Genomic DNA, 24,743 nt, shown 5'->3' with positions numbered 1-24,743 from the left:
TCAATCGGGGGTTCACAATCATGAGCGAGTTGGCAACTCGCTGGCAGATTGTGTTTGAGAAGACTTCTGATGCAGCCATAAGCCACTTGCTTTCATTAAGTAACCAAACACTCCACCTAAGATCAACGAAGGAATAACAAGCTGCCAGTTACCATCTGCTGCGAAAGTTGCGCAAGAACCGATAAAAGTACCTGGTATATACCCAAGCCAATTTTGCTTTGCTTGAATACACATCATGAATGCCACGATAGCAGTGATCACATAACCAAGAATTTCTAGCGAAGCATACTGGGAAGCATGGATAATCACCATTGCCCAAAATACACCTGTCATGTTGGTCACCAAGCTCTCAGCCAGGCCCTTAAGCCCACTGGTTGGAGAAGCAAAGTAACTGGTACAACCTAAGAAACCAGCCCATGACAATAGGCCAAGTGAGATAGCAATCCACCCCCAAAGCCCAGAAAGAATACCTGTAGTTAATGAAATCGCGACAAGTGTGCTCATACCGCCTCGCTAAGTGTGCTTTCCACACATCAAAAGTACAAGACGGCATGTTAAGGGTTAAACAAGCGAAACAAAACGATCTGAATCACAATAAAAAGGCAATGAAATGAAATATTAAAAATATTTTGTGACGCAAACGCTATCTCAACAGATAGTGAAAATATCAAAGGACTGACGGTTTACCTTTCATCATCCGTAAGCCTTCTCGCTTAATACACTCGACAAGTGGGTTTTCCAACATATCTGCACGCCATATAAAAGACAATGTCCTCTCCATATTCAGTTCCGGCACATTCAACGCCACCAGTTGACCATTTTCAATAAAGCGCTCAACATCCAAATAAGGTAAGCAAGTGAGGTATTGTCCATTTTCAACCATGCTACGTAGGACAGGTACATGCTCATACTCACGCCAAACGTCTAAATCTTCAATTAAATGATGAATGGAGCTATCAAATATTTTGCGAGTACCACTACCATGCTCCCTCAATACCCACCTAGCTTGCTCTAACTGCGCCAAGCTAACCGTGTTATGTTTCGCAAATGGGTGATGAGCAGCTGCGACCACGGTCAAATGATCACGACACCATACCTCTTGGTGGAGACGGTTATCATCACAACGCCCTTCAATGATACCCAGATCGTACTTATAGTCTAAAACGCCCTGCATGACGCTATCCGTACTTTTTACTTTCAGTGAGATTCGCATCTCTGGGAATGAGTTATCAATAATACTGATAAGGTCCGGAACCAAGTGTTCCGCAGGTGTTTGACTCGCACCTAATTTGATGTGACCACTGAGCAAATGTTGCTCGTAAAAGCCCATTTCAATCTGCTGCGCATCTTGTAATAAGCGCTTCGCTTTCGGTCTGAGCCACATCCCCCAATGGGTCAGTGCCATTTGTTTACCTTGTCGTTCAAACAATGGTCGGCCAAGCATTTTTTCGAGTTGAGCGAGCGACATGCTGGTTGCAGACTGAGTTAACGCTAGCTTATCAGCCGCCATGCTGACACTCCCCATATCTGCGACTGCGTCAAATACGGCGAGTTGTTTAAGAGAGTATCTCATTAAGCTTTGATCCTTTGCTTAGAGAGTGTGAGTACACAACTGCTTATAAATAAGCAAGTTGTTTCATTCTATCCTTCTCACTTCCTATATCAACATTTTTGATGAGGTTTTTAAATATTATCAATTTTACGTGTATTGCCGAACACCATAACCTGAATTGGCAGTGAGATGCTTTTACTGTATTAACAGGAGGTAATCATGACTAATCAATTCGGGAGCCGATATGACACAAGCTCAAGCGAATAATCTCTACTTTTCTCCTAGTGAGATGATGGCTGAGGCGGAAAAGTTTGCCCTTAGTAAGGCCAAAAAAACCAGCAGTATGACGTTAGGGCTCGCTGTAATGGCAGGAGCTTTTATTGGGCTCGCTTTTCTGTTCTACATAACCGTCACTACTGGCAACACAGAATCAGGTTGGGGGATCAGCCGACTCGCTGGAGGTCTAGCGTTCAGCATGGGGCTGATTCTGATTGTTATTTGCGGCGGAGAGCTATTTACCAGCTCCGTTTTATCCAGTATTTCGTGGGCCAATAAACAAATTAGCCTTGGAAAAATGTTGTCTATATGGGGAAAAGTTTATGTGGGTAACTTTTTAGGAGCCATGTTGCTGCTAATTATTGTTACTGCTGCAGGCCTCTATCAAATGGATAACGGTCAATGGGGCCTCAATGCACTCAATATTGCACAGCATAAACTCCATCACTCTACAATAGAAGCCTTCGCATTAGGGGTACTGTGTAACCTATTGGTATGTCTCGCTATTTGGCTAACATTTAGCAGTGCAAATGCCATGACAAAAGCAGCAATGACCATCATGCCTGTAGCCATGTTTGTTTCAAGTGGGTTCGAGCACTGCGTTGCCAATATGTTTATGGTGCCGCTTGGTATCGTGATCCAAAGTTTTGCACCAGAAACCTTTTGGACCCAAGTGAGCGCAAGCCCTGCTCAATACAGCGACCTTAATATTTATCAATTTATTACCGCTAACCTCATCCCTGTCACTTTAGGGAATATTCTTGGCGGAGCGGTGTTAGTGGGTCTTGCCAATTGGAGTATATATCGCAGACCTCAACTTAAAGCCGCATCTATTTCAAGTATTACAACAACCACTAACATTACGTCAGTCAAGGAAAACACCATGAACAACACACTCATCGTAAAAGACTTTATGAACCCAAATCCCATTACTCTGAGCCCTGAGATGCCTACTGCTAGCGCAATAGATACGTTACTAAAGCACCATTTGGTCAGCTCTCCTGTTGTTGACTCTCAAGGTCGATTAATTGGTTTCTACTCTGTGCATGATGTGATGGTGGATTTATGGTGTCAGGATTACATCCCAGTTGAAGGACAAAAAGTGGTGGATTTGATGTCTAGGGATATCATTGCCATCAGCTCTCAAGATACGTTAGTTGATGTCGCTGAGTTTCTCTGCATCGATAAAGAACAGCTTTATCCAACAACCAGTATGGGGATAGCAACACAGCTTAGTTCTCTGTCTCTTGAAGAACGAGCGAAGAGTATCAAGGTACATAAACCACACGTATTGCCTGTTCTGGAAAAAGGTGAGTTTGTGGGCGTGGTAACCAGAGAAGATGTACTGCGGGCTATGCGTTCAATTTATAGTGATACCGTCACATTAGTCACAGAAGCAAATCAACGAGAGACTGCATAACCAATTTTGGTCAGGAAATAAGTCGCTTGATCAAAAAAGTCCCCAACATTAGTTGGGGACGCTTTACTTTGACTGTATTTACTTCTTGATACCTTCGACATGCAACTCCATGTCGACGTAGCTTGAAGCTCCCATCACAGGAATGTCGAAATCCTCCAGTTCGAGACGTGTAGTGCCATAAAAGCCCGCACGTTCACCACCCCACGGATCTTTACCCGCACCAACAAATTCAGCATCGATGGTAATCTCTTTGGTGACGCCATGAAGGTTAAGGTTGCCCGTCACTTCAAGTTTGCCGTTACCTTTGTCCTTTACACTCGTACTTTCAAACGTTGCGGTGGAGTACTTAGAGGCATCAATGAAGTCTGAGCTGCGAATGTGCTTGTCACGTTCTGCATGGTTCGAGTCTAAACTTGTTGTATCAACGATGACCGATACTTTTGAGGCATCAATATTTGCAGGGTCGTAAGAAAAGTCACCTTCAAATGTGTTAAAACGCCCCTTGATAAAGCTGTAACCTAAGTGGCTAACTTTAAAGTTAACCGATGCGTGAGCACCTTTATTGTCAATTACGTAGTCCGCTGCGCTTGCACCAAATGGCAATGCCATGGTCATAGCCAATCCGGTTGCAAATAACATCTTTTTCATTTCGAAGCTCCTATCATCTTGCGTAGCGTGTTGTCTTTGTTAATCACGTGGTGTTTTATAGCAGCGAGTGCGTGAGCCGCTGCCATTAGAATGAGTGCCCAGGCTGCATAGAAATGTATTTCGCCTGAAAGATCGGCTTGATTTTCAAACAGTGCCCCTAACCCAGGGACTGTAAACCAGTTGAAAACGTCAATACCTCTGCCATCTTCTGTTGAAATAAGGTATCCGGAAGCAAAAAGCATAAGCAGCACAAGGTACATTGCAGCATGAATCAATTTAGCGCCCAATCTTTCATAGGCTTTGCCTTCCACTTCAGGAGAAGGTGTTACGTGTTTCCAAACAAAACGGAATAGTGTTAGACCGGCAAGCAAAATACCTATCGATTTATGCCAGTGAGGTGCCGTTTTATACCATTCGCTGTAATACGTTAGGTCAACCATCCATAGGCCTACAGCAAACATACCAATGATGACTATCGCTGATACCCAGTGAATACCCCGAGCGATAGGGTTATAGTTTTTAACTTGTGACTTCATTGCACTCAATCCAAATATTGAATAGTTCTCTTTTTCATTGAGACTATCGCCTCTTTTGTTTCTATAACAGAGTATTTACTATTATTTACATTCGGGAAACGGAGTGAATTTGATTAAGTCATTCAAAAAATTTGAAGGAACTTTTTACTTCATAGGTTAATCAAAAATCGCTAACCTGCTCTATCTCATAAAGTTCATCAGCAATGTCTAGCATTTTCTTCTGCATGACCGCCTGTGCATCGGCTAAACCTTTATTATAAAAAGCGGGCCCAAACGTCTCTGTTATAAAGTCGATAAAAAAGTCAGCATCGAACTGACCAATCTCTATATCTAGCTCATCTTCCAGATATCGCAATAAAGCAGATGACATTGCTTGTTTTTGTTGTGACGTGAATTCAATCTTAGACATAAACCCTTAACTCTGCTCAATATTTTTCTTGGTAAGTGTAACTAAATAAAACCATCACATGCTAATCTTGTTTGGGTAAATATCGACTCATGGAGAGAAGTCTTGTTACTTGATGTGCTAATTCAAAGTGTCAATGAATTTCAGGCAGATTGTATGAAGCTGTGTGAAAAACATTATCCGACGATCCATAATAAGGGAATGAGTGAGCACCACTTGAGCTTGGCCTTTTCTCGCCGTTTATCAAGGACATTAATTGAGTTCGGCCATCACTGTGAATATGTCGCTTTAGAATCGTATGCAAATAATGAACAACCTCATCACTATCGAGTCACTTCGGATGTGGGGACTGTTTGGATTCTCTCATCGCATTTATTCAGCGCAGGAAGCAACTGTCGGCAAAAGTTGTTTAAAGCGATTACTCAATGGCAAGAAGAATACGCCTTTGCGATTCAACCCAACGATTTATTACTTCTACTCAGCGATCACTGGATTTCTCGAAATAAACAAAGCAGGGAGTTACTCCATTGGTGGACAGGTCAACTGCCAGATGAAATCGACCAATACAAGCTACAAGGTATTAGTCTGTTTGAAAGTGACTCTCAATTAGCCAATTCGCTGGAGCAACACTTCGGCCTGAGCCCCTACTTTGTTAAATGCACTCATCCACTCAGGCGCTCGACGGATAAGCAATTAGTTCGCAAATACATTCAGCTTTACTCCGTTGTTCAACTTAGTTAGTGAGACACTCACTTTATCCTTGTCATCGCACTTTCACGTTATTCAGCCATACTCACAAAGTTAACCCTTTGATGAGTTCAGCGTGAAAAAACTAAAACGTTACCAATATGAGCGTTATGCTGTCCTATGTAACTTAGCGTATTCCAGAGTCCTCAAACAAACTCGATATGGATTCGCGCCTAATGGCCAAAGAGTGATAGCGAATCGGTTTGGAAAACCCATGATTCGTGTGCTCTGGGCCAATGACAATGAAGAAGTGATTGTCGTTATCAAGGGATCCCATAACCCTTGGGACTGGCTACTCAATCTGGCTCTGTGGAAACGACATTGTAAAGCGCTTGGCCTTAACTACGCTATTCACGCGGGCTACTACTACCTGATTTTTCAAGAAAGCCTCCCTTTGCATAAAAATGACAGACTCGGCGCCTCTGTCTATGAACAGCTAACTTCAATCATCGTCCCCTTAATAGAACAAGGAAAAAAGATCACTTTCACAGGACACTCTTCAGGAGGTGCTATTGGCTGTGTACTCGCGGATGCACTCGAAAAGCAATTTCCTAAATCAATCAAACGTGTTGTCACATTTGGGCAACCTTCGATCGGAGGGTATGGGTTTAAGAATCGTTATACACTCGGACATAAAACCTATCGTATTTGCTGCGATCTCGACATAGTGACTTTCCTTCCCCCTTTACCACTTTTTTACTGGCATGTGGGTAAAATGCTGTGGTTGTATAATGGGAGAATATACGAAAATACCCCAACTTTAATGCGCTTAGGTCGCTCCATAGGATCTTGGCTAATTCGGCCTTTTTCCTATCATCTAATGACCAAATATATTCGTAACAAAGACTTCTTTGATGAACGTTAGACCGAGTAGATCTTGAAATCACACCGATAAACTTTCAAGACAGAACTTAAGTTTCTAAATAACTGCCAAACTTCATGGTAAACATGTTTAAAGTCACCGCTGATAAAGGCTCAAACCTGAGATGTTCATTAAACCGATGTGCCGGCTCTGTCAAACGCCATATGTAACATTTTTATCATTTACAAACATCTTTATCTGTCTTACAAACTATTAATAACATCTACAACACTCTGACATTACAACATCATTTGCCACTTTTAATAAGTTAATCAATTTATTGTTCTAGATCATCAGATACTTAACTAGCACTCGTGCTACAACCTCATTTTATGTACATTCTCTGTCATAGTTTGAAACAGTTTTTATATAATTTTCATATCTTAAGGTGATATCTATGCTGGAACTCTTAATAGGGTTAGTCGTCACTGTTGCTGTCGGCTACTTCATTATTAAAGGATATAAGCCTGCAGGCGTTCTTTTAACTGCAGGTATTTTGTTACTCATTCTAACTGGCCTCATTGGCCACACGGTACTACCATCAAAAATTGCCTCTACGGGTAATATGTTTACCGACTCTCTTGAGTACGTAAAATACATGCTCCAATACCGTGGTGGTGGCTTAGGCATGCAAATCATGCTGCTTTGTGGCTTTGCTTCCTACATGACCCATATCGGTGCAAACAATGTCGTCGTTAAGCAGTTTTCCAAACCCCTTTCCGTTATAAAGTCACCTTATGTTTTACTAGTGGCTGCCTACATCGTGGCATGTTTGATGTCACTTGCCGTTAGCTCTGCAACTGGTTTAGGCGTACTACTAATGGCAACGCTTTTCCCTATGATGACTGCAATGGGGATCTCCAGACCCGCAGCGGTAGCCGTGTGTGCCTCACCAGCAGCAATCATTCTCTCTCCAACATCAGGTGACGTTGTTATCGCGGCTGAAAAATCTGGGCTAGATTTGGATGTTTTCGCCGTCCAAACAGTTTTACCTGTCTCTATTTGCGCCATTATTGTTATGGCTGCGGCTGCGTTTTTCTGGAACAAGTATTTAGATAAGAAAGATAACTCACCAATGGAACGCGTCGACGTATCTGAAATAGAGGTGAAAGCTCCAGCATATTATGCAGTGCTTCCGTTTCTACCTATCATTGGTGTGTTTCTTTTCAATGGACGAACGCTTCCGGGTTTAAAACTGGATATCTACACCATTGTAGTTCTATCAATTTTCATTGGTGCTCTTATCGACTTTGTGACTAAAAGGTTCAAAGGTAAAGAAACACTGGAAGACTTAGAATCCTGTTATGAGGGAATGGCCGATGCGTTTAAAGGCGTAGTAATGCTATTGGTCGCGGCCGGTGTTTTTGCTCAAGGTCTGATGTCAATTGGCGCGATTGATAATCTACTGCATCTTGCAGAAACAGCAGGTGCAGGTGGTATCGCATTGATGTTGATTCTTACTGGTCTTACGGTTGCAGCCGCAATTGCAACGGGTTCAGGAAATGCTCCTTTCTATGCTTTTGTTGAATTAGCGCCTGCATTAGCGGCAAAAATGGGATTAAACCCAGCATTCTTAATCATCCCGATGTTACAAGCATCTAACTTAGGTCGCACGGTTTCACCTGTATCCGGTGTAGTTGTCGCAACGTCTGGTATGGGTAAAATAAGCCCGTTTGAAGTAGTGAAGCGTACATCCGTACCCGTTCTGTGTGGGCTTATTACGGTGATCCTCGGTACCCTTGTATTGGTTCCGATGAACGCATAATATAAACCCAAAAGTAAGGGCGCTCGATGAGCGCCCTTTTTATTTGAATTCGAACTAACTATTTAATCTCGCCATAACGTTCTAGATACAATACTGTTGCCGCTGTACGGGACGGTACTTTTAACTTTTTGAGTAAACTCTTCATATGTACCTTTACAGTCGACTCAGAGATAAATAGGTTGTCAGCGATTTGTTTATTCCTATATCCCTTGGCTACTTCTCTTAAGATTTGCATTTCTCGGTCGGTCAATTCATCAAAAACATTCGTCATGTTTTCTCTATCAACAAGGTACTTCGCTACTTCTTTGCTGTAGGCCTTGTTACCCTGTAATGAATATTTAAGTAACTCCACCAATTCATCCGGCTCTGTATCTTTCAATAAATAGCCATCAGCCCCTGCCTTTACAATCGCTTCAATATCTGCAGGACTATCCGAGACCGTAAGAATCACGACTGTGGCATCACAGTCATCCGCACGCAGAGCATTAAGAGTATCAAGTCCAGACATACCTTTCATGTTGAGATCCAATAGGATCAGGTCCGGCTTGTGCTCATGGTTTTGCGCAACTGCGTCAGTACCGTTACTTGCTTCAGCAACAACAGTGAACTCATCTTCAAAGCTTAATAGCTGATGAATACCTCGTCTCATTAGTGGGTGGTCATCCACCAGCAATACTCTACACTCTGTCAATGTTTTGTTCCTTAGTCTTTGGATATTCTAATAAAATTTCACAGCCAGCGTTATTTTCTGTAATAATTTCAAGCTGGCCATTCAAGCGTGAAGCACGCTCTTGCATAATGCTCAAACCATAATGGTTGACCTTCTCTACCGATTTATCAAACCCAACGCCATCATCTTTGATCGACACAATCACCGTAGTCGCACTTTCACAGCATCGGATTACAATTTCGGAAGCTTTAGCATGTTTAATAGCATTAATTGTTGCTTCACGTATCAACTGTAATAAATGCACTTGTTGGTTGGCATCCATCTCAATCGAAGACAGCTCGTTACTCAACACAATAGCCGATTCTGTCTGTTCACCAAGTTGCTCGGTCATTTCTTGCAAAGCTACACCAAAGCTACCTTCTTTAATCGTCAGCCTGAAAGTTGTTAAGAGTTCTCTCAACTGAGTATAAGCCGAAGAAAGCCCTGTATCGAGTTCCAGTAAAATTGGCTGTGTTTTTTCCAGCTGTGGTGACTCTGGCAATTTACCCATACTTCGCTTGAGCAATGAGACCTGAATCTTCAGATACGAAAGCGCTTGAGCCAGTGAATCATGAAGCTCACGTGCGATTGTTGCCCGTTCTTCCATTAATAGAAGTTGCTCGGCCTGACGCTGAGCTTGGTTATAGTAAATCGCTCGGGAAATGATCTGGACAAAGTTATCAATCAAAGCTGGGTCTGGGCAAGGTAGTGCCACTTTCCAATACAGAGTCCCTAGTTCTTGCCCATCAAGAGACAGAGTCTTTTGCTGGCATTCCGAGTCACAGCCAGAGCACTCTTCACCTTCATTCAAAATCAACGCTTTCTCACCCGCTTCTCGGATTTCTAAGCGCACAGCTCGAATACCTTCAAGGCTTGTTAGGTGCTTCAATATAGCTTCAAAGTTCTCTTGAGTAATTCGTGAAGCTGTCAGCTCCTGTGATGAGCTATAAAGTACTTCAAGTGAGTCATTAGCATGCTGAAGCTTTTGAGTCTTTTCATTAACAGCATGCTCCAAACCCCGATATAACTTACCTAGATCGGCCGCCATGTTATTAAAGGTTCGGGTGAGGATACCCATTTCATTATCACTCGAAACATTCAGAGAGACATCAAATGAACGGGACTGAATTTGTTCACTAGCAGTCACTAAAGCGTTAAGTGGCTTCACGATCTGCTTACGAATGTAATGGACAACAAAAATACTGACGATCAGGATCCCGCCTAAGCCCATTCCCCCAGCCCAAGCCAGTTTAATCAACTTTTGCTCAGAGAAGTTCTGCAACTTAAAAACAAACTCATCAATTTGATTTACGAATCCAGCAACCAAAATGAGATAACGTTCTCTATCGTGGCTACTCAGTACTTCTTTTAACTCATGCCAGCGTATGATTAACCTGTAGTAATCGTGAGTAATATCTTCCGGCACTGTCCAGCTTTGGAGTGCTTTCATAGAGGGGGAATAAATCGAGCGCTCAAACATGTCGATGTGCGCCGCATAATCCACTGACATGATCTGAATGTCGTGTGCCAGACGATAACTCTGCATGCGCATCGAACCCGCAACATTCACGGCCTCTGCATCATTTAGGCTCGATGCTAGAGTGATGATAGCGAAGCTTGTTGTTGCTATCGACAACGACAGAATGAGCACCATCGCTTTTGCAATCGTACTCGTTACTGATTTCTTCACACTTGTAAACACTCACTCTCCTACACTCAAAGTCAACAGTGCGACATCACTATTTATAGATTTGTATGTTGACGCAGACAATATCTGATCAAATGTGGTGGAATTTATTGATCTAAAACAAGAACCCCCTCCATTTACCACCTAAGGGTTATTTATACAAATATGTCAAAAACTACAATCTGTGTGAGGATAAATGACAATTTATTAAAAGAAATGTGAACTATGATTAGTTTAGATTTCATCAACTTTAGGTAGCGTAGTGGTCGACCTTTCAAAACGACGTTTCTTCTCAAGGAAGAAGCTAGAAAATAATGAGTTGCACCTACCATGGTTATCACAGCCAGGCTTTTTCACCGACCAGTGCACACGATGTGGCAAATGCAGTGACGCTTGTGAAACCCAAATTATTGTCAAAGGGGATGGCGGTTTTCCTCAAGTTGATTTTTCCGTGGATGAATGCACCTTCTGTTATCAATGTGCAGAAGTCTGCCCTGAACCTTTATTCAGCTCAAAAAATGAGCAACCATGGAACGTAAAAGCTACTATTAATGAAAGCTGTTTAGCGAAACAAAATGTTGATTGCCGTAGCTGCAGCGATATGTGTGAACCTATGGCAATCACATTCAAATTAGAAGTTGGCAAAGTAGCACAACCCAATATAAATCTTGATGAATGTAACGGCTGTGGCGCCTGTGTTTCTGTGTGTCCTACTTCATCCATCAATGTGAGCAATTTGTAATAAAAACGGAAGATATCTATGTCACTTAACGAAGTGCATATTTCTAGCTTAGTGGTTCATGTTTCTCCTGAACACCTGACCGAGATTAAGTCTCAGATCGAAGCATACGACAATGCAGAGATCTATGGTGACAGTCCAGAAGGCAAAATTGTTGTTGTTTTGGAAACCGAAAATCAGGGATTCATTACTGACACTATCGAAGCTATTAACAACTTACCGAACGTTTTAAGCACAGTACTGGTCTACCACCAAATTGAAACTGAGCTAGAAGAAGACGAATCAAAAAATAAAAACACTGGAACTCAATATTCCCAAACCGAGGGTGAAGTATGAAGATGACAAGACGTGCGTTTGTGAAAGCAAACGCAGCAGCATCAGCAGCAGCGGTCGCAGGTATTACTCTACCAGCGTCAGCGACTAACCTGATTGCTAGCTCAGACCAAACAAAAATCACATGGGACAAAGCGCCTTGTCGTTTCTGTGGTACTGGTTGTTCTGTCCTTGTAGGTACACAAAATGGCAAAGTCGTAGCTACGCAAGGTGACCCAGAAGCACCTGTAAACAAAGGCCTGAACTGTATCAAGGGCTACTTCCTCTCTAAGATCATGTATGGACAAGACCGTCTAACGCAGCCACTACTGCGTATGAAAGATGGTAAGTATCATAAAGATGGTGACTTCACTCCTGTTTCTTGGGACGTCGCATTTGACACTATGGCAGAGAAATGGAAACAAGCCCTTAAAGACAAAGGTCCTACTAGCGTAGGTATGTTCGGTTCTGGCCAGTGGACTGTCATGGAAGGATATGCGGCAGCCAAAATGATGAAAGCCGGCTTCCGTTCAAACAACATTGATCCAAATGCACGTCACTGTATGGCTTCTGCTGTTGGCGCTTTCATGCGTACTTTCGGTATTGATGAGCCTATGGGCTGTTACGATGACTTCGAAAACGCTGACTCTTTCGTGCTTTGGGGCTCAAACATGGCCGAAATGCACCCTGTTTTGTGGACTCGTATTACTGACCGCCGTCTAAGCCACCCACACGTTAAGGTGAATGTACTGTCTACGTACTACCACCGTTCTTTTGAGCTTGCAGACAAAGGTTATATTTTCGAACCTCAGTCAGACTTAGCTATCGCTAACTTCATTGCCAACTACATCATTGAAAATGATGCAGTGAATTGGGATTTCGTTAACAAGCACACTAACTTCAAGCAAGCAACTACAGATATCGGTTACGGTCTTCGCGACGACGATCCAATCCAAATGGCAGCGGCGAATCCTAACTCTGGCGCTATGTCTTCTATCTCTTTTGAGGAATACAAAAAATCGGTTGCGCCATACACGCTAGAGAAAACAGCCGAACTTTCTGGTGTTTCTGGAGAGAAACTCGTTGAGCTAGCCAAGCAATACGCAGATCCAGATACGAAGGTAATGTCTCTTTGGACTATGGGTATGAACCAACATACTCGTGGTGTGTGGATGAATAGCTTGATTTACAACATCCACCTTCTTACAGGTAAGATTGCAACTCCGGGTAACAGCCCATTCTCACTCACTGGTCAGCCATCTGCATGTGGTACAGCACGTGAAGTTGGGACCTTTGCACACCGCCTACCAGCGGACATGGTCGTTGCTAACCCTAAACACCGTAAGATTGCAGAAGGCATCTGGAATATTCCTGATGGCGTCATTCCTCCAAAACCTGGCTTCCACGCTGTGCTTCAAGATCGCATGCTTCGCGACGGTAAGCTGAATGCATATTGGGTAATGTGTAACAACAATATGCAAGCCGGTCCAAACATTAACGGCGAGCGTTTGCCAGGTTATCGTAACCCAGAAAACTTCATCGTATGTTCTGATCCTTACCCAACTGCAACAGCCCAAGCTGCTGACTTAGTCCTTCCAACTGCAATGTGGATTGAAAAAGAAGGCGCCTATGGTAACGCTGAACGTCGTACTCAGGCTTGGTACCAGCAGGTAGATACCGTTGGCGAAGCAAAATCTGACTTATGGCAAGTGATGGAGTTCTCTAAACGCTTCAAGATGGAAGAAGTGTGGACAGAAGAACAACTGGCTAAAGCACCTCAGTACCGTGGTAAAACCATGTACGACATGCTATTTGCAAATGGTGTCGTAAACAAATTCCCTATCGAAGAAGCACGTGAACTTAATGATGATGCTCATCACTTTGGTTACTACGTACAAAAAGGCTTATTCGAAGAGTATGCAGCCTTTGGTCGTGGGCATGGTCATGATTTGGCACCTTACGATGTTTACCACCAAGTTCGCGGTCTACGCTGGCCTGTTGTGGATGGTAAAGAAACCCTATGGCGTTACAAAGAAGGTTCTGATCCTTATGCAAAAGCAGGCAGTGGTTGGGACTTTTATGGCAAACCAGATGGCAAGGCACTGATTATCTCTGCGCCATATGAAGCGCCACCGGAAGTGCCTGATTCAGAGTTTGATCTCTGGCTATGTACAGGTCGAGTATTAGAGCACTGGCATACTGGCACAATGACGCGCCGTGTACCTGAACTTTACAAAGCAGTACCTGATGCCGTGTGTTACATGCATCCAGAAGATGCTAAAGCTCGTGGTGTTCGCCGTGGAGAAGAAGTACTAATTGCCAACAAACGTGGTGAAGTGCGTGTTCGTGTTGAAACACGTGGCCGTAACCGCCCACCTAAAGGCTTGGTATTCGTACCATTCTTTGATGCACGCATCCTGATCAACAAACTGATCCTTGACGCGACTGACCCTCTGTCCAAGCAGACAGACTTTAAGAAGTGTCCAGTCAAGATCACTAAAGTTGCATAAACCAGAATGTGTTGGTCGCCCATAGGGCGACCACAGATAAGAATTAAGCCATAAGGCGGAGAATGTAAGATGAAAAAATTACTTATTGCACTGTTATCTGTTGGTGCTTTAATCAGTGGCGCTGCCGTTGCCGAGTTAGAAAACCCGGGTGGTATTGGCGGCTTGGAATCACTACGTGGTGCCAGTGAGCTAGAAACCACTCGCCCTGCTGACGATTTCAAAAAATACCCTCGTGAACAGGCACTAGATAGCAGCTATGTTTATCAGCCACCGCTGATCCCACATAACATCCGTGGTTACGAAGTCTCTTTGAATGCAAACAAATGTCTTTCTTGCCACAGTTGGAAAAATGCAAAAGAGATGGGCGCAACTAAGATCAGTGTCACGCACTACATAAACCGCGAAGATGCTGTGTTAGCAGATATGTCTCCTCGCCGTTATTTCTGTCTTCAGTGTCACGTTCCGCAAGCAAACGCTCAGCCGCTTGTTGAAAATGAGTTCAAGAGTGTTGATTCACTTAAATAAGTGATACGCGAGTAAGTAAGAGGCTATCTATGAAATTATTGAAAGCGTTTTGGAAGAGATTAGCATCCCCTAGTAAAACTGCCGTCGGTGTAGTTTTATTCATGGGCTTTGCTGGTGGTCTTCTATTTTGGGGCGCATTTAACACAGGCATGGAAGCAACCAATACAGAAGAATTCTGTTCCGGTTGTCACGCGCCTATCGTCGCTGAAATTCAAGAGACTATTCACTACTCCAACCGTTCTGGAGTAAGGGCTATCTGTTCAGACTGTCACGTGCCACACGAATGGACGGATAAAATCGTACGAAAAGTTCAAGCTTCAAAAGAGCTATTCGCTCACTTTGTGACAAAGACTATCGATACACCTGAAAAGTTCCAAGAACGGCGCGCTCACCTAGCCGAACGTGAGTGGGCTAGATTTAAGAAAAATGACTCCTTGGAGTGTCGAAACTGTCACGAATTTGAGTTCATGGATTTTTCAGAGCAAGGCGAACGTAGTGCGAAGCAACACTCAACCGCGCTAGCATCAGGAGAGAAAACATGTGTCGATTGCCACAAAGGTATCGCACATAAACTTCCTGACATGCACGGCGTTGAAGGCTGGCAATAGGAGCACTGAGATATGAGTACTTTAGAATCCGTTATCTGGCATATTCTTGGCTATGGCGCTATGCCATTCATTATTTTGTCTGGATTTGCTGTCGTCGCTGCCATCTCGATTTGGCTACTATCGCTTGGTAAAGACAAAGAGGTCGATTAACCTCACTCGCATTTTCAATTTTGCCTATTTTGTATAATGCGTAAAAAAGCCACCGGAAACGGTGGCTTTGTTTTTTAGCGAGCGATAAAACTAAACGTCTGGGTAGCCCTGTGGGTTATTGGACTGCCAACGCCAAGTATCCGTTGTCATTTCTTCCAATGTTCTCTCTGCTTTCCAATCCAACTCTTTTATTGCTTTTGCAGGATCAGCCCAGCACTCTGCAATATCCCCGGGACGGCGTGCAACGATTTGGTAAGGCACTTGCTTACCTGATGCGATTTCGAACGCTTTGACCATTTCTAGCACGCTGTAACCATTACCCGTTCCTAGGTTATAGATATGCAAACCATCCTTTTGACCAACTTTCCTAAGCGCAGCAACATGACCATCAGCGAGATCCATGACATGAATATAATCACGAACGCCAGTACCATCTTTAGTCGGATAGTCACCACCGAAAACAGACAAACATTCACGTCTTCCAACCGCGACCTGTGAAACAAATGGCATCAGATTGTTGGGAATACCTTGCGGATCCTCGCCTAAGTTTCCAGAGGGATGTGAGCCTACCGGATTAAAATAGCGAAGTAATGTAATACTCCAATCTGGATTCGCTTTTTGAAAATCAGTCAGGCACTCTTCAACCATTAGTTTGCTGCGGCCGTAAGGATTGGTCGCACTGGTAGGAAAATCTTCAGTAATAGGCACACTAGCAGGATCACCATAGACAGTAGCAGAAGAAGAGAAGACGATTGATTTCACGCCGGCTTCGCGCATAGCATCAACCAGTACTAATGTACCGTTTACATTGTTATCGTAATATTCGAGCGGTTTTTCTACGGATTCCCCCACCGCCTTCAAACCTGCAAAGTGGATGACGGCTCTAATTTGGTGTTCTTTTAAAACCGACACCAACTTTTTTTTATCCCGAATGTCACCTTCGATAAAAGACGGTACTGTCCCTGTTACCTGCTTGATTCTGTCTAAAACAGATCTTTTACTGTTGTACAGATTATCAAAAAGAACAGGTGTCATTCCTGCTTCAATCATTTGAATACATGTGTGGCTGCCTATGTACCCCATGCCACCTGTAACCAAGACATTCATATTACTAACCTTCTGATTAATTTGGCCAAATATTAACGAATATGAGAATTAAAATATAGCTTATTAATGAGAATCAAGCTTGTCTAACTGTCTTCCCTCCCACTAAGCGATACATGAGCATCAAATGATCTGTATTAAAACACGATAAACTGTTTTTTGTTCCTGAAATAATGAAATGGATCATTGATTGTTTGTTATTTTTATAAGATGTTGAAAGGATAAGAAATAGCGGAATGGAAGCAATGACAAAGCGCTCGATGACTCTTAATTGCGATATGGGTGAAAGCTTTGGCTCATGGAAAATGGGGAACGACAAAGCTGTGATGCCCTGGATCGACATGGTAAATATCGCCTGCGGCTTTCATGCCTCTGACCCACAGATCATGTCACAAACCATTAAGTTGGCTATTGAGCATGATGTCCAGATCGGTGCCCACCCAAGTTACCCTGATTTGCAAGGCTTTGGTCGACGTTCAATACCGATGGCAACGGACGAAATCACCAACATGCTAATCTATCAAGTGGGAGCGCTGAAATCCTTAGCGGAAAGCCAAAATGTCCAACTGAACTACGTCAAACCTCATGGTGCGCTCTACAATGACATGATGCGCGATATGTCGATTTTTGATGCTATCGCTGACGCAGTCTCTTGCTTTGACGTACCTTTAATGATGCTTGCGTTCAATGATAACGAAAGGCATTTGGAGATCGCTGATAAGTATGAACTTCCTATCCTGTTTGAAGCTTTTTCGGATAGAGCTTACTTATCAAATGGTTCACTTTCTCCACGCTCGATGACCGGTTCAGTGTTACATAGAGAGGAAGACATACTCGATCAGGTCCGCCAAATCGTCCACTACGGAAAAGTACGCACAATTGACGGCTTTCTCATCCCCATTGAAGCCGACACGATTTGTGTCCATGGCGATAATCAACAAGCCATCACTATGATTCAAAAAATACGAAACATCCTTTAACGCAAGGAGACTGTCGAGTGAATATAGAGACATCTGTCGATCCTGTTGCTGAGTGCTCAATACTCATCCACTTTGAAGCAGAACCTAGCCATAAACTGTCACTCCTCATTGGTGAAATAAGTCACTATCTCACCAATCAATTGGGAGCGATGATTATGAATGTCACCCCTTCCTTTGATTCAATCTTAATTGATTACTTACCGCATAGGGTCTCAATTTTCGAATTTGTCCCTTACCTAGAAAAACTGGTGACTGAGGCAATCAAAGCCCTTCCTGATGATGTTGAGTCACAGCATATTGAGCTCCCGATCTACTACCATGATGATGTGGGTCCTGACTTACAGAGTTACTATGCAAAAGGCTTAAGTTTAGAAGAAATCATAGATCTGCACACGACCCATGAATATACAGTAGGTGCGATTGGTTTTGCCCCCGGCTTCGCCTTTTTAACTTCCGTCGCAGACTCCCTTCGTTTACCGAGGAAGCCTTCTCCAAGGGTGAAGTTACCAAAAGGCAGCGTAGGGATTGCCAATTCCAATACCGCTGTTTATCCTGCTGAATCTCCGGGGGGATGGAACATCATAGGTAATTGTCCACTTGACCTTTATACTCCCCAAAACTCACCCATTTTGCCCTTTTCAATAGGCACTAAAGTACGTTTTAGACCGATTTCGGAAAAAGAGTTTCTCCGCCTAGGTGGAGAGATCACTAAGGGGTGGCAATGATGATCAACCACGCAATCACCGTCGTAAAGCCAGGGCAACAAACACTCATTCAGGATTTCGGTAGATTTGGTCTGGCGCATTTGGGGATTACTCAAGGTGGCCCAGTAGACGACTACGCATATAGTTGGGCTAATCATCTGCTTGGTAACACCACTAATTGCGCTTCTCTTGAAATCACACTAGGTCAGGCGGAGTTTCTTATTCACTCTAAATGCGAAATGTCCATAGCAGGCGGAGACCTTAATGCTCGACTTGATGGTAAGCCTCTCGAAAATTGGTCAACATTCGTTGCTCGCCAAGGGCAAACTCTGACCTTTTCCTTACCAAAAAACGGGCTAAGGGCTTACCTCGCAATCAAAGGAGGCTTTACTGTCACACCTCAACTTGGAAGCTGCGCTACCGTCACTCGAGATCAGCTAGGTGGCAGTCAGTCAGGGAACCCCGTACAAGCAGGAGAAGTCATTGGCTTTAAGCCCCATGATGTTAGAGCGAAGCCTCTACAAATGACGTTTCGGTACAAACCTGACTATAACCTTCCCCTTGAACTAAGAGTCATAGAAGGATATCAAATCAATGACTTTTCCAAGGATGCCGTTAGCTCACTGTACAATCAAGAATTCACAGTCAGCCAATTGGTAGATCGCATGGGGTATCGACTATGCGATAGCAAAGTCATTCCACCAGACAAAGAATATCTTAGTGAAGGCATTGCTTTAGGAGCAATCCAAATCCCGCCGAATGGTGAGCCCATCGTGCTGCTCAATGACAGACAGACTATCGGCGGATACCCGAAAATTGGCTGTGTCGCTCGGATTGATCTACCTCGCCTTGCACAAGCGAAGCCTGGGCAGAAGGTTAGATTCGTCAGGGGTGACCTATTAGGCTTACAGGACGTATGGTGCCAATGGGCAAAGTTCTTTGGCTACTAGTCGATCTTCAAGACAACGTCAAAGCTCCCAATCTCGGGAGCTTTCTGATTATTGACCGTACACGTTAGCCAATTCCTTTGGGTAATTCCGCAGGGTCGCTAACTGTTCCGCTTTTGATTCGATATCCTCAGGTTTGAGCGCCATGCTGACAGGGTGCAACGCTTCGATCGCCATTCCTTGATAGTCAAACAACTTCCACTCTTCAACCAGTTTATTAGCCGCTTCAAGTGCAGAAGAACCTTTAACAACTTCGATCCTCGCGTAGTTCCGCCCTTCAAAAGTCACGTCAGCAGCGCGCAGTGTTTCATCAGAACCTGGGATTTGTTGGGCCCCAAAAAGAGGCGTACCAAACTCATGAGCCTTCTCGTAACTAGGCACAAATTTCGCCATGTGTTCAATGGCTCGGCGTGTTCTTGATAGAACCACCTCTTCATCCCAGCCCTGTTGAATCTTACGCCGGAGCCTGAGTGGTAATGTAGGCTGCGACGACTCTTCTCCTGAGGCCACCAAGCCATCATCAAACAAGGTAATATCTTTCGTCATTCCGTGGAGTTGGAAAATGCCGTTAGGGTAAGGAGTCAGTTGAGCCATTCCATTTGGAGTTCCCCTTGGGCCGTGGAAAATCACCTCAGGCCACAGCTCACAGCAATCATCCCAGCGCGTTACATAAGCAGCTTTGAATTCAACGAGTCGATTGCGCGGAGTTTGAGCAAGATCATCGATGCTTCCCGTCTCATAACCGCATGCGTTGACTAAATAGTCGACTTCCAAAACGCTGGTTACACCATTAGCGCTGATGTATTCCAGTTTCCAGCCACGGTTTGTGTTTTCAAGGCCTATAACTTGTGATTCTGTCAGCAACTGGCAGTTGGGGATCGACTCCAGTGCTAATGTTGCAGATGCAGCGATTCGAAATACACTCCAACCATGTTCCTGCACTGCAACGACTGGAAACTTGAGCGAGTCTAAATCAGCAGATTTAGCAAACGGTATCATCCAATCATCCACATTGCTTGGCTGGCTCGGTTGCTTAAGTGTTGCTAACGCTTCTAGTTCTTCTCGACCATAAAACTTGTAATAGTCTGATGGGGCACCGAGCACTTCATTCGCCGGATCTAAATCGACCAACTCCTGATAGCATCGCTGTATCGTGATTAACCGCTCATACAATTCTTCTGGGCTACCACCATCACTGTATGGCACAGCAATGACGGTTGGGCGACGATTGATAGTATGTGGATAAAGACGTACGGATTCGATGGACTGTTCCAACAGCTCAATGCATTGTGAGGTGGAAATTTCTCTGTACAAATTTCCACCAGCATGCAAATGACAAATAGGTGGCCCACTGATTAAAGTTTTGCCTTTTTCCAGCAACACAACATTTATACCGATTTCTGCCAGATGCAAGGCAGCGGTCGAACCCGCTATGCCCCCACCGATCACAGCGACAGAAGGCGTATCCACTTTCGTTTTTTCAGACTGCATTTATGTTGCTAATTTATTCATTCTCAGCACATTTTACTGAGTTTGCGCGCCCAATAAAATCACATTTTTTGAAGGGGATAAATATGACAATTTCAAGTAAAAAAAATGAAAAAAAACGCTTGACTCATATCTTGTGGAAAGAAGAAAAATTGTCACTGTGAATAACAAGAATCCTCTAAACATTATGCTTATTGGCTTTGGAGGAAATGGGGAGTTATCTACAGGCTAAGTTATCCCAAACTTTATCCACTGTTTTTGTGGATAACTGGATAACTTAGCCACTGATGAGTTAGCTAAACTCTTTATTTATAGGGACTAGCAGCCGTTTTATTAGGCTGTTCACAACCAATGCAAGTGTGCAAAAAGTCACCAAAGGAAGTGCAAACCAGAGTGAGAAATGCAAGTTGGGAGAAAGATCAAAACCAAATGACATAATACCCCCTACCACTGCCTCCGCACCGATTGTTGCGATCAAACCTGCCACAAGAGCCATTAATCCATATTCAGCCCAAATGGTTCGAGTAACCCGCTTTTTACTTGCTCCTAACGTTCGATACAACTGTATTTCCGATTGTCTCTGACCCAAACTGAGACGTAGCAAAGTGAAGATTAACAGCACACCAGCAATAACACCTAACGCGGCTAACACAGTAATTGACCAAACGATTTGTGTAAGTAGCTCCTGAATTTTCGCACCCATACTGCGAATATCCATTAGACTCACTGTTGGGTGACTTCTTGATAGCTCATTAAGGACACCATTGTGCTGTTCCTCCACTCTGAAACTCACCAAATACGTTGCAGGAATATTCTTTAAAACGTCTGGAGTGAATATAAAATAGAAGTTAGGCTTCATATCTCTCCATTCAACATGACGAATACTGTTGACGTTCGCCTTCACAACTTGACTATTGATCACAAACGTAAGTTGATCCCCAATTTGAAGTCCAAAGTCTTCTGCGACATCCAATTCGACTGAAACGCCATTGCGGTCAGTCCATTCACCTTGCAAGATGATGTTATGCTCAGGGTTTTCTTTGCCGAAGGTAAAATTAATTTCTCGTCGTAGTACATCACTGCCTTCTTCGCCTTGCGCCTTATCTTTAGCATCTTCACCATTTATTTCCGTTAAACGGCCTCTTATGATCGGATAAGCTTTTGAACGCTCAATTTGATGATCGTCTAACGCGCTTATGTAGGCTTCTTTCTCATATGGAGCAATATTTAACGCAAAAGCATTCGGCGCATTCTCAGGAATCGTTTTTTGCCAATCTGACAACAAGTCCGTACGAACCAACCACATCACCGCCAATAACATCAGAGAAAGAGCTAACGCACCGAACTGAATGCCCGTAGCTAATGAAGATCGATTAATACGGCTAAGCGCTAATTTGAAAGATGTTGATAACGGAAGTCGTCCAAGCATTCTGGTCACTACCAAGCTCACCACTGCTAGTGTCACAAACAAAGCGAGCATCCCTCCCAGTACAATCCATACCAAAGTATTCTCTCTGTAAACGAATAACATTGGCACAATGGGAGCCAAGATCAGCCAACCCGTTTTGCGGCTTCTTTGTGCCGTTGCTTGTGATTGCATGACATCCATTGCACTAACATTCAGCAAACTGAGTAAAGGAATACCGAGTGCTGGTACTGCGATCAGAATACTGGTGATGATGGAAAGAAACGCTGGTTGAAGACCATAACTCGGCAAGGGGTTTGGTAATAAATCCACAAGTGGAATACGCAGTAAGTACTCAAGTGCAATACCAATTATCACTCCAATCACAGAAGCGCTGCTAAGTAAGATAGTGACCTGAATACCTAACCAACGCCCTATCCAACGTTTACTTGCCCCGAGACTTTTAAGCATCGATATTGTTTTACGGCGAGTGGCAACATAATGCTGGCAGGTCAACACTAGCGTTGTCGCAGCCATGATAACAACAATCACCACCGTGAGTGACAGGTACTGCTCAGTACGCTGGAATACTTCATTGGTTCGGCTAGCACTATTTTGGTCGCGCCAACGATCACTTGGAGTTAAGTCGATAGCTTGCTTTACCTGCTCTATGTCAGACTCGTCCCCATTGATATACAAGCTGTATCGGACACGGCTACCTAGCTGAACAGCCCCAGTTTTTTCTAAATCTGTATTGTGAATGAATGCCGACGGCATCTGCTGAAATGGATTAAAGCTAAGTCCCGGCTCTTCAACAATACGCCCCGTAACCGTGAAATCAGCATCACCAACAGTGACACTGTCACCAATATTAACCTCAAGTTGAGAAAACAGTCGCTCATCTAACCACAATTCACCGGGGCTAACCGCCTTGTACTTTTGATTGTCATCCGATAGCACCATTTCCCCTCTAAGAGGATATGCGCTGTCTACCGATTTCACGGTAATCAACTTCATGCTTTGATCACTAAATGCCATAGTGGCAAAGCGAGTTTGAGTGGAAGTGGTCAACCCTGCCTCATTGGTTGCTTGATAGAGCACATCCGGGATTGGATTTGCGGTTGCGAACACAGTATCTGCTGTCAACGCCTCTTTACCTTGTTTCACCACAACCTGCTCCATTCGTTCAGCAAGCGCTGTCAAAGCAAAAATACAGGCGATAATTAGTGTTAAAGCAATCGAAACTGGCCATAGCTGCCCATGACGTATCTCACTCAAACTCCATGAAAACAGCCTACGATTTAAGGTTGGAGAATAACTCGAGCTCATTATGATTCCTCCACATGCCCTGCTTGAATATGGATGCGGCGATCACACTGCTCAGCTAACTTCATATCGTGGGTAACCAAAACTAGAGTCGTACCGTGCTGTTTATTCAGCTCAAACAGTAGCTCAATGACTTTAGTAGCCGTTTGCTGGTCCAAGTTCCCTGTTGGCTCGTCTGCAAACAACACTTTTGGCTGCACCATAAATGCTCGAGCCAACGCCACACGCTGTTGCTCACCGCCAGATAGCTGAGACGGAGAATGATGGATACGGTGCTCCAAGCCCACAGAGGTCAACAAAGCTTTGGCTCTGTCTACATCTTCATTCTCTCCCTTCAGCAAACAAGGCAGAGTAACATTCTCCAAGGCACTCAAGCTCGGAATAAGCAAAAAGCTTTGGAAAACAAAACCGACCGACTTACTGCGAATCGCAGCTCTCTCCTCATCATTGAGAGTATTGAGGGTTCGTCCTAGTAAATGCACATCACCTGACGTTGGTGTATCTAGACCAGCCAACAGAGTCATCAACGTAGACTTACCTGCGCCGGATGTGCCAACAATAGCGACGCTTTCAGCTTCCTTAATGTCAATATTTACATTTTCTAGGATTGTTAATTGCTCTTGATTAGTAGAGACTACTTTGGACAGTGATTCAGCTTTAATTACGGATGCATGCATGTTTCGACTACTTTCCTTTGTATTTGTGCTTTTCTTCGTTAACCCAGCAAGTGCGACTAAACTCTTGATTTTAGGTGACAGTCTTAGTGCAGGCTATCAGATGCCAATCGAAAAAGCATGGCCTACATTGTTACCCGACATCATGTCTAAAAAAGGGAAAAATCTGACCGTTATTAATGGCAGTATTTCCGGTGACACTACAGGTAACGGCTTAGCTCGACTGCCCAAACTACTCAAAGAACACCAGCCAGACTCTGTTTTGATAGAGCTTGGTGCTAACGATGGTTTGCGAGGCTTCCCACCAAGCCTGATTCAAAATAATTTAACTCAGCTCATCAATATGGTACGTGATGCAGGTTCTGAACCTCTATTGATGCAAATTCACGTACTCCCTAATTATGGTAAGCGCTATACGCAGGCGTTCTCAGCGCTTTACCCTGCAACGGCTGAGCGACTTGACGTTCCCTTACTTCCTTTCTTTTTGGAAGGAGTAATTACAAAACCGGAATGGATGATGGACGATGGCCTACACCCTAAGGACATCGCTCAACCATGGATTGCGGAATTTGTCGCCAATGAATTACTAAATCACCTCTAATTGGTCTAGCTCAATAAACTTTACCTAGCTTTACGTTAATGTGACGAAACTCCGTTTAAAAA

General features: G+C 43.8%; 25 protein-coding genes. 14 read left to right on the top strand and 11 right to left on the bottom strand.

The features are described 5' to 3' along the window. Positions 1 to 18: 18 nt before the first annotated feature. On the bottom strand, positions 19 to 504 hold the full coding sequence (locus L1D23_RS02445; protein ID WP_239864010.1) for a DUF1097 domain-containing protein: 486 nt from the start codon (positions 502 to 504) through the stop codon (positions 19 to 21). Between the two features lie 163 nt (positions 505 to 667). Next, positions 668 to 1,573 (bottom strand): LysR substrate-binding domain-containing protein, encoded by a 906-nt coding sequence (locus L1D23_RS02440; protein WP_239836279.1) that lies wholly within the window; start codon positions 1,571 to 1,573, stop codon positions 668 to 670. Between the two features lie 223 nt (positions 1,574 to 1,796). Between L1D23_RS02440 and focA the strand changes: the two genes are divergently transcribed. Continuing rightward, a complete protein-coding gene (focA, locus tag L1D23_RS02435) occupies positions 1,797 to 3,248 on the top strand; it encodes a formate transporter FocA (RefSeq protein WP_239864008.1) in 1,452 nt (483 codons plus the stop codon). Positions 3,249 to 3,326: 78 nt separating this feature from the next. Here focA and L1D23_RS02430 read toward each other — a convergent pair whose 3' ends face one another. From L1D23_RS02430 to L1D23_RS02420, 3 genes are all read right to left on the bottom strand, one after another. Continuing rightward, positions 3,327 to 3,896 (bottom strand): YceI family protein, encoded by a 570-nt coding sequence (locus L1D23_RS02430; protein ID WP_239864007.1) that lies wholly within the window; start codon positions 3,894 to 3,896, stop codon positions 3,327 to 3,329. After that, positions 3,893 to 4,432 carry a cytochrome b gene (locus tag L1D23_RS02425; RefSeq protein ID WP_239864006.1) on the bottom strand — a complete coding sequence of 180 codons (540 nt, stop codon included), beginning with the start codon at positions 4,430 to 4,432 and terminating at the stop codon, positions 3,893 to 3,895. Before L1D23_RS02425 ends, L1D23_RS02430 begins: the two co-directional genes overlap by 4 nt. A gap of 160 nt (positions 4,433 to 4,592) precedes the next feature. After that, positions 4,593 to 4,841, bottom strand: a complete 249-nt coding sequence (locus tag L1D23_RS02420; protein WP_239836275.1) for a DUF2164 domain-containing protein — start codon at positions 4,839 to 4,841, stop codon at positions 4,593 to 4,595. Positions 4,842 to 4,943: 102 nt separating this feature from the next. Between L1D23_RS02420 and L1D23_RS02415 the strand changes: the two genes are divergently transcribed. From L1D23_RS02415 to dcuC, 3 genes are all read left to right on the top strand, one after another. Next, a complete protein-coding gene (locus L1D23_RS02415) occupies positions 4,944 to 5,579 on the top strand; it encodes a hypothetical protein (protein WP_239836274.1) in 636 nt (211 codons plus the stop codon). A gap of 82 nt (positions 5,580 to 5,661) precedes the next feature. Further along, positions 5,662 to 6,450 (top strand): lipase, encoded by a 789-nt coding sequence (locus tag L1D23_RS02410; protein WP_239836273.1) that lies wholly within the window; start codon positions 5,662 to 5,664, stop codon positions 6,448 to 6,450. A 394-nt stretch (positions 6,451 to 6,844) separates the two neighbouring features. Then, positions 6,845 to 8,212 (top strand): anaerobic C4-dicarboxylate transporter DcuC, encoded by a 1,368-nt coding sequence (dcuC, locus tag L1D23_RS02405; protein ID WP_239864005.1) that lies wholly within the window; start codon positions 6,845 to 6,847, stop codon positions 8,210 to 8,212. Between the two features lie 58 nt (positions 8,213 to 8,270). On the opposite strand, the gene L1D23_RS02400 is transcribed toward dcuC, so the two are convergent. Beyond that, a complete protein-coding gene (locus tag L1D23_RS02400) occupies positions 8,271 to 8,903 on the bottom strand; it encodes a response regulator (protein WP_239836271.1) in 633 nt (210 codons plus the stop codon). Next, entirely contained in the window at positions 8,890 to 10,623 is a 1,734-nt protein-coding gene (gene narQ / locus L1D23_RS02395; protein WP_239864004.1) for a nitrate/nitrite two-component system sensor histidine kinase NarQ, read from the bottom strand. The genes L1D23_RS02400 and narQ overlap by 14 nt, the downstream gene beginning before the upstream one ends. A 247-nt stretch (positions 10,624 to 10,870) precedes the next feature. Here narQ and napF point away from each other — a divergent pair, with 247 nt between their 5' ends. From napF to L1D23_RS02365, 6 genes are all read left to right on the top strand, one after another. Then, positions 10,871 to 11,350: a ferredoxin-type protein NapF gene (napF, locus tag L1D23_RS02390; protein WP_239864003.1), complete on the top strand. Its 480-nt coding sequence runs from the start codon at positions 10,871 to 10,873 to the stop codon at positions 11,348 to 11,350. A gap of 18 nt (positions 11,351 to 11,368) precedes the next feature. After that, complete coding sequence (locus L1D23_RS02385; RefSeq protein ID WP_239836268.1) at positions 11,369 to 11,683, top strand: chaperone NapD; 315 nt, start codon at positions 11,369 to 11,371, stop codon at positions 11,681 to 11,683. Next, positions 11,680 to 14,169, top strand: coding sequence for a periplasmic nitrate reductase subunit alpha (gene napA, locus L1D23_RS02380; protein WP_239864002.1), 2,490 nt, complete (start codon positions 11,680 to 11,682; stop codon positions 14,167 to 14,169). The genes L1D23_RS02385 and napA overlap by 4 nt, the downstream gene beginning before the upstream one ends. Positions 14,170 to 14,238: 69 nt before the next feature. Then, on the top strand, positions 14,239 to 14,694 hold the full coding sequence (locus L1D23_RS02375) for a nitrate reductase cytochrome c-type subunit (RefSeq protein WP_239836266.1): 456 nt from the start codon (positions 14,239 to 14,241) through the stop codon (positions 14,692 to 14,694). 29 nt (positions 14,695 to 14,723) lie between these two features. Next, the gene (locus L1D23_RS02370; protein ID WP_239836265.1) at positions 14,724 to 15,302 is read left to right on the top strand and encodes a NapC/NirT family cytochrome c; all 579 of its coding nucleotides are present in this window, start codon (positions 14,724 to 14,726) and stop codon (positions 15,300 to 15,302) included. Between the two features lie 12 nt (positions 15,303 to 15,314). Then, positions 15,315 to 15,452, top strand: a complete 138-nt coding sequence (locus L1D23_RS02365; protein ID WP_005473113.1) for a TIGR02808 family protein — start codon at positions 15,315 to 15,317, stop codon at positions 15,450 to 15,452. Positions 15,453 to 15,542: 90 nt separating this feature from the next. Here the strand turns inward: L1D23_RS02365 and galE are convergent, their stop codons facing one another. Then, the gene (galE, locus tag L1D23_RS02360) at positions 15,543 to 16,559 is read right to left on the bottom strand and encodes a UDP-glucose 4-epimerase GalE (RefSeq protein WP_239864001.1); all 1,017 of its coding nucleotides are present in this window, start codon (positions 16,557 to 16,559) and stop codon (positions 15,543 to 15,545) included. 242 nt (positions 16,560 to 16,801) lie between these two features. On the opposite strand from galE, the gene L1D23_RS02355 reads away from it, so the two are divergent. The 3 genes from L1D23_RS02355 to L1D23_RS02345 are packed head-to-tail and all read left to right on the top strand — an operon-like array spanning position 16,802 to position 19,190. After that, entirely contained in the window at positions 16,802 to 17,536 is a 735-nt protein-coding gene (locus tag L1D23_RS02355) for a 5-oxoprolinase subunit PxpA (protein ID WP_239865359.1), read from the top strand. 17 nt (positions 17,537 to 17,553) lie between these two features. Beyond that, positions 17,554 to 18,261 carry a carboxyltransferase domain-containing protein gene (locus L1D23_RS02350; protein WP_239863999.1) on the top strand — a complete coding sequence of 236 codons (708 nt, stop codon included), beginning with the start codon at positions 17,554 to 17,556 and terminating at the stop codon, positions 18,259 to 18,261. Further along, positions 18,258 to 19,190 (top strand): biotin-dependent carboxyltransferase family protein, encoded by a 933-nt coding sequence (locus L1D23_RS02345; protein ID WP_239836262.1) that lies wholly within the window; start codon positions 18,258 to 18,260, stop codon positions 19,188 to 19,190. Before L1D23_RS02350 ends, L1D23_RS02345 begins: the two co-directional genes overlap by 4 nt. A gap of 48 nt (positions 19,191 to 19,238) precedes the next feature. On the opposite strand, the gene L1D23_RS02340 is transcribed toward L1D23_RS02345, so the two are convergent. From L1D23_RS02340 to L1D23_RS02330, 3 genes are all read right to left on the bottom strand, one after another. Continuing rightward, the gene (locus L1D23_RS02340) at positions 19,239 to 20,678 is read right to left on the bottom strand and encodes an FAD-dependent oxidoreductase (protein ID WP_239863997.1); all 1,440 of its coding nucleotides are present in this window, start codon (positions 20,676 to 20,678) and stop codon (positions 19,239 to 19,241) included. Between the two features lie 289 nt (positions 20,679 to 20,967). After that, positions 20,968 to 23,409 carry an ABC transporter permease gene (locus L1D23_RS02335; protein ID WP_239863996.1) on the bottom strand — a complete coding sequence of 814 codons (2,442 nt, stop codon included), beginning with the start codon at positions 23,407 to 23,409 and terminating at the stop codon, positions 20,968 to 20,970. Further along, positions 23,409 to 24,083, bottom strand: coding sequence for an ABC transporter ATP-binding protein (locus tag L1D23_RS02330; protein ID WP_239863995.1), 675 nt, complete (start codon positions 24,081 to 24,083; stop codon positions 23,409 to 23,411). Before L1D23_RS02330 ends, L1D23_RS02335 begins: the two co-directional genes overlap by 1 nt. Here L1D23_RS02330 and tesA point away from each other — a divergent pair. Continuing rightward, positions 24,082 to 24,681: a multifunctional acyl-CoA thioesterase I/protease I/lysophospholipase L1 gene (gene tesA, locus L1D23_RS02325; RefSeq protein WP_239836258.1), complete on the top strand. Its 600-nt coding sequence runs from the start codon at positions 24,082 to 24,084 to the stop codon at positions 24,679 to 24,681. The genes L1D23_RS02330 and tesA overlap by 2 nt on opposite strands. Positions 24,682 to 24,743: the final 62 nt, after the last annotated feature.

The organism is Vibrio sp. Isolate24, assembly GCF_022398215.1.
GTDB classification, from domain to species: Bacteria; Pseudomonadota; Gammaproteobacteria; order Enterobacterales; family Vibrionaceae; genus Vibrio; species Vibrio coralliilyticus_A.
This window is presented reverse-complemented; position numbering and strand designations above follow the sequence as displayed.

Bases quoted from the DNA above. Each gene is read 5' to 3' on its own strand.
- L1D23_RS02445 (WP_239864010.1), bottom strand. From the start codon at position 504: ATGAGCACACTTGTCGCGATTTCATTAACTACAGGTATTCTTTCTGGG.
- L1D23_RS02440 (WP_239836279.1), bottom strand. From the start codon at position 1,573: ATGAGATACTCTCTTAAACAACTCGCCGTATTTGACGCAGTCGCAGAT.
- focA (WP_239864008.1), top strand. From the start codon at position 1,797: ATGACACAAGCTCAAGCGAATAATCTCTACTTTTCTCCTAGTGAGATG.
- L1D23_RS02430 (WP_239864007.1), bottom strand. From the start codon at position 3,896: ATGAAAAAGATGTTATTTGCAACCGGATTGGCTATGACCATGGCATTG.
- L1D23_RS02425 (WP_239864006.1), bottom strand. From the start codon at position 4,432: ATGAAGTCACAAGTTAAAAACTATAACCCTATCGCTCGGGGTATTCAC.
- L1D23_RS02420 (WP_239836275.1), bottom strand. From the start codon at position 4,841: ATGTCTAAGATTGAATTCACGTCACAACAAAAACAAGCAATGTCATCT.
- dcuC (WP_239864005.1), top strand. From the start codon at position 6,845: ATGCTGGAACTCTTAATAGGGTTAGTCGTCACTGTTGCTGTCGGCTAC.
- L1D23_RS02385 (WP_239836268.1), top strand. From the start codon at position 11,369: ATGTCACTTAACGAAGTGCATATTTCTAGCTTAGTGGTTCATGTTTCT.
- napA (WP_239864002.1), top strand. From the start codon at position 11,680: ATGAAGATGACAAGACGTGCGTTTGTGAAAGCAAACGCAGCAGCATCA.
- L1D23_RS02375 (WP_239836266.1), top strand. From the start codon at position 14,239: ATGAAAAAATTACTTATTGCACTGTTATCTGTTGGTGCTTTAATCAGT.
- L1D23_RS02370 (WP_239836265.1), top strand. From the start codon at position 14,724: ATGAAATTATTGAAAGCGTTTTGGAAGAGATTAGCATCCCCTAGTAAA.
- L1D23_RS02365 (WP_005473113.1), top strand. From the start codon at position 15,315: ATGAGTACTTTAGAATCCGTTATCTGGCATATTCTTGGCTATGGCGCT.
- galE (WP_239864001.1), bottom strand. From the start codon at position 16,559: ATGAATGTCTTGGTTACAGGTGGCATGGGGTACATAGGCAGCCACACA.
- L1D23_RS02355 (WP_239865359.1), top strand. From the start codon at position 16,802: ATGACAAAGCGCTCGATGACTCTTAATTGCGATATGGGTGAAAGCTTT.
- L1D23_RS02345 (WP_239836262.1), top strand. From the start codon at position 18,258: ATGATGATCAACCACGCAATCACCGTCGTAAAGCCAGGGCAACAAACA.
- L1D23_RS02340 (WP_239863997.1), bottom strand. From the start codon at position 20,678: ATGCAGTCTGAAAAAACGAAAGTGGATACGCCTTCTGTCGCTGTGATC.
- L1D23_RS02335 (WP_239863996.1), bottom strand. From the start codon at position 23,409: ATGAGCTCGAGTTATTCTCCAACCTTAAATCGTAGGCTGTTTTCATGG.
- tesA (WP_239836258.1), top strand. From the start codon at position 24,082: ATGTTTCGACTACTTTCCTTTGTATTTGTGCTTTTCTTCGTTAACCCA.
- L1D23_RS02330 (WP_239863995.1), bottom strand. From the start codon at position 24,083: ATGCATGCATCCGTAATTAAAGCTGAATCACTGTCCAAAGTAGTCTCT.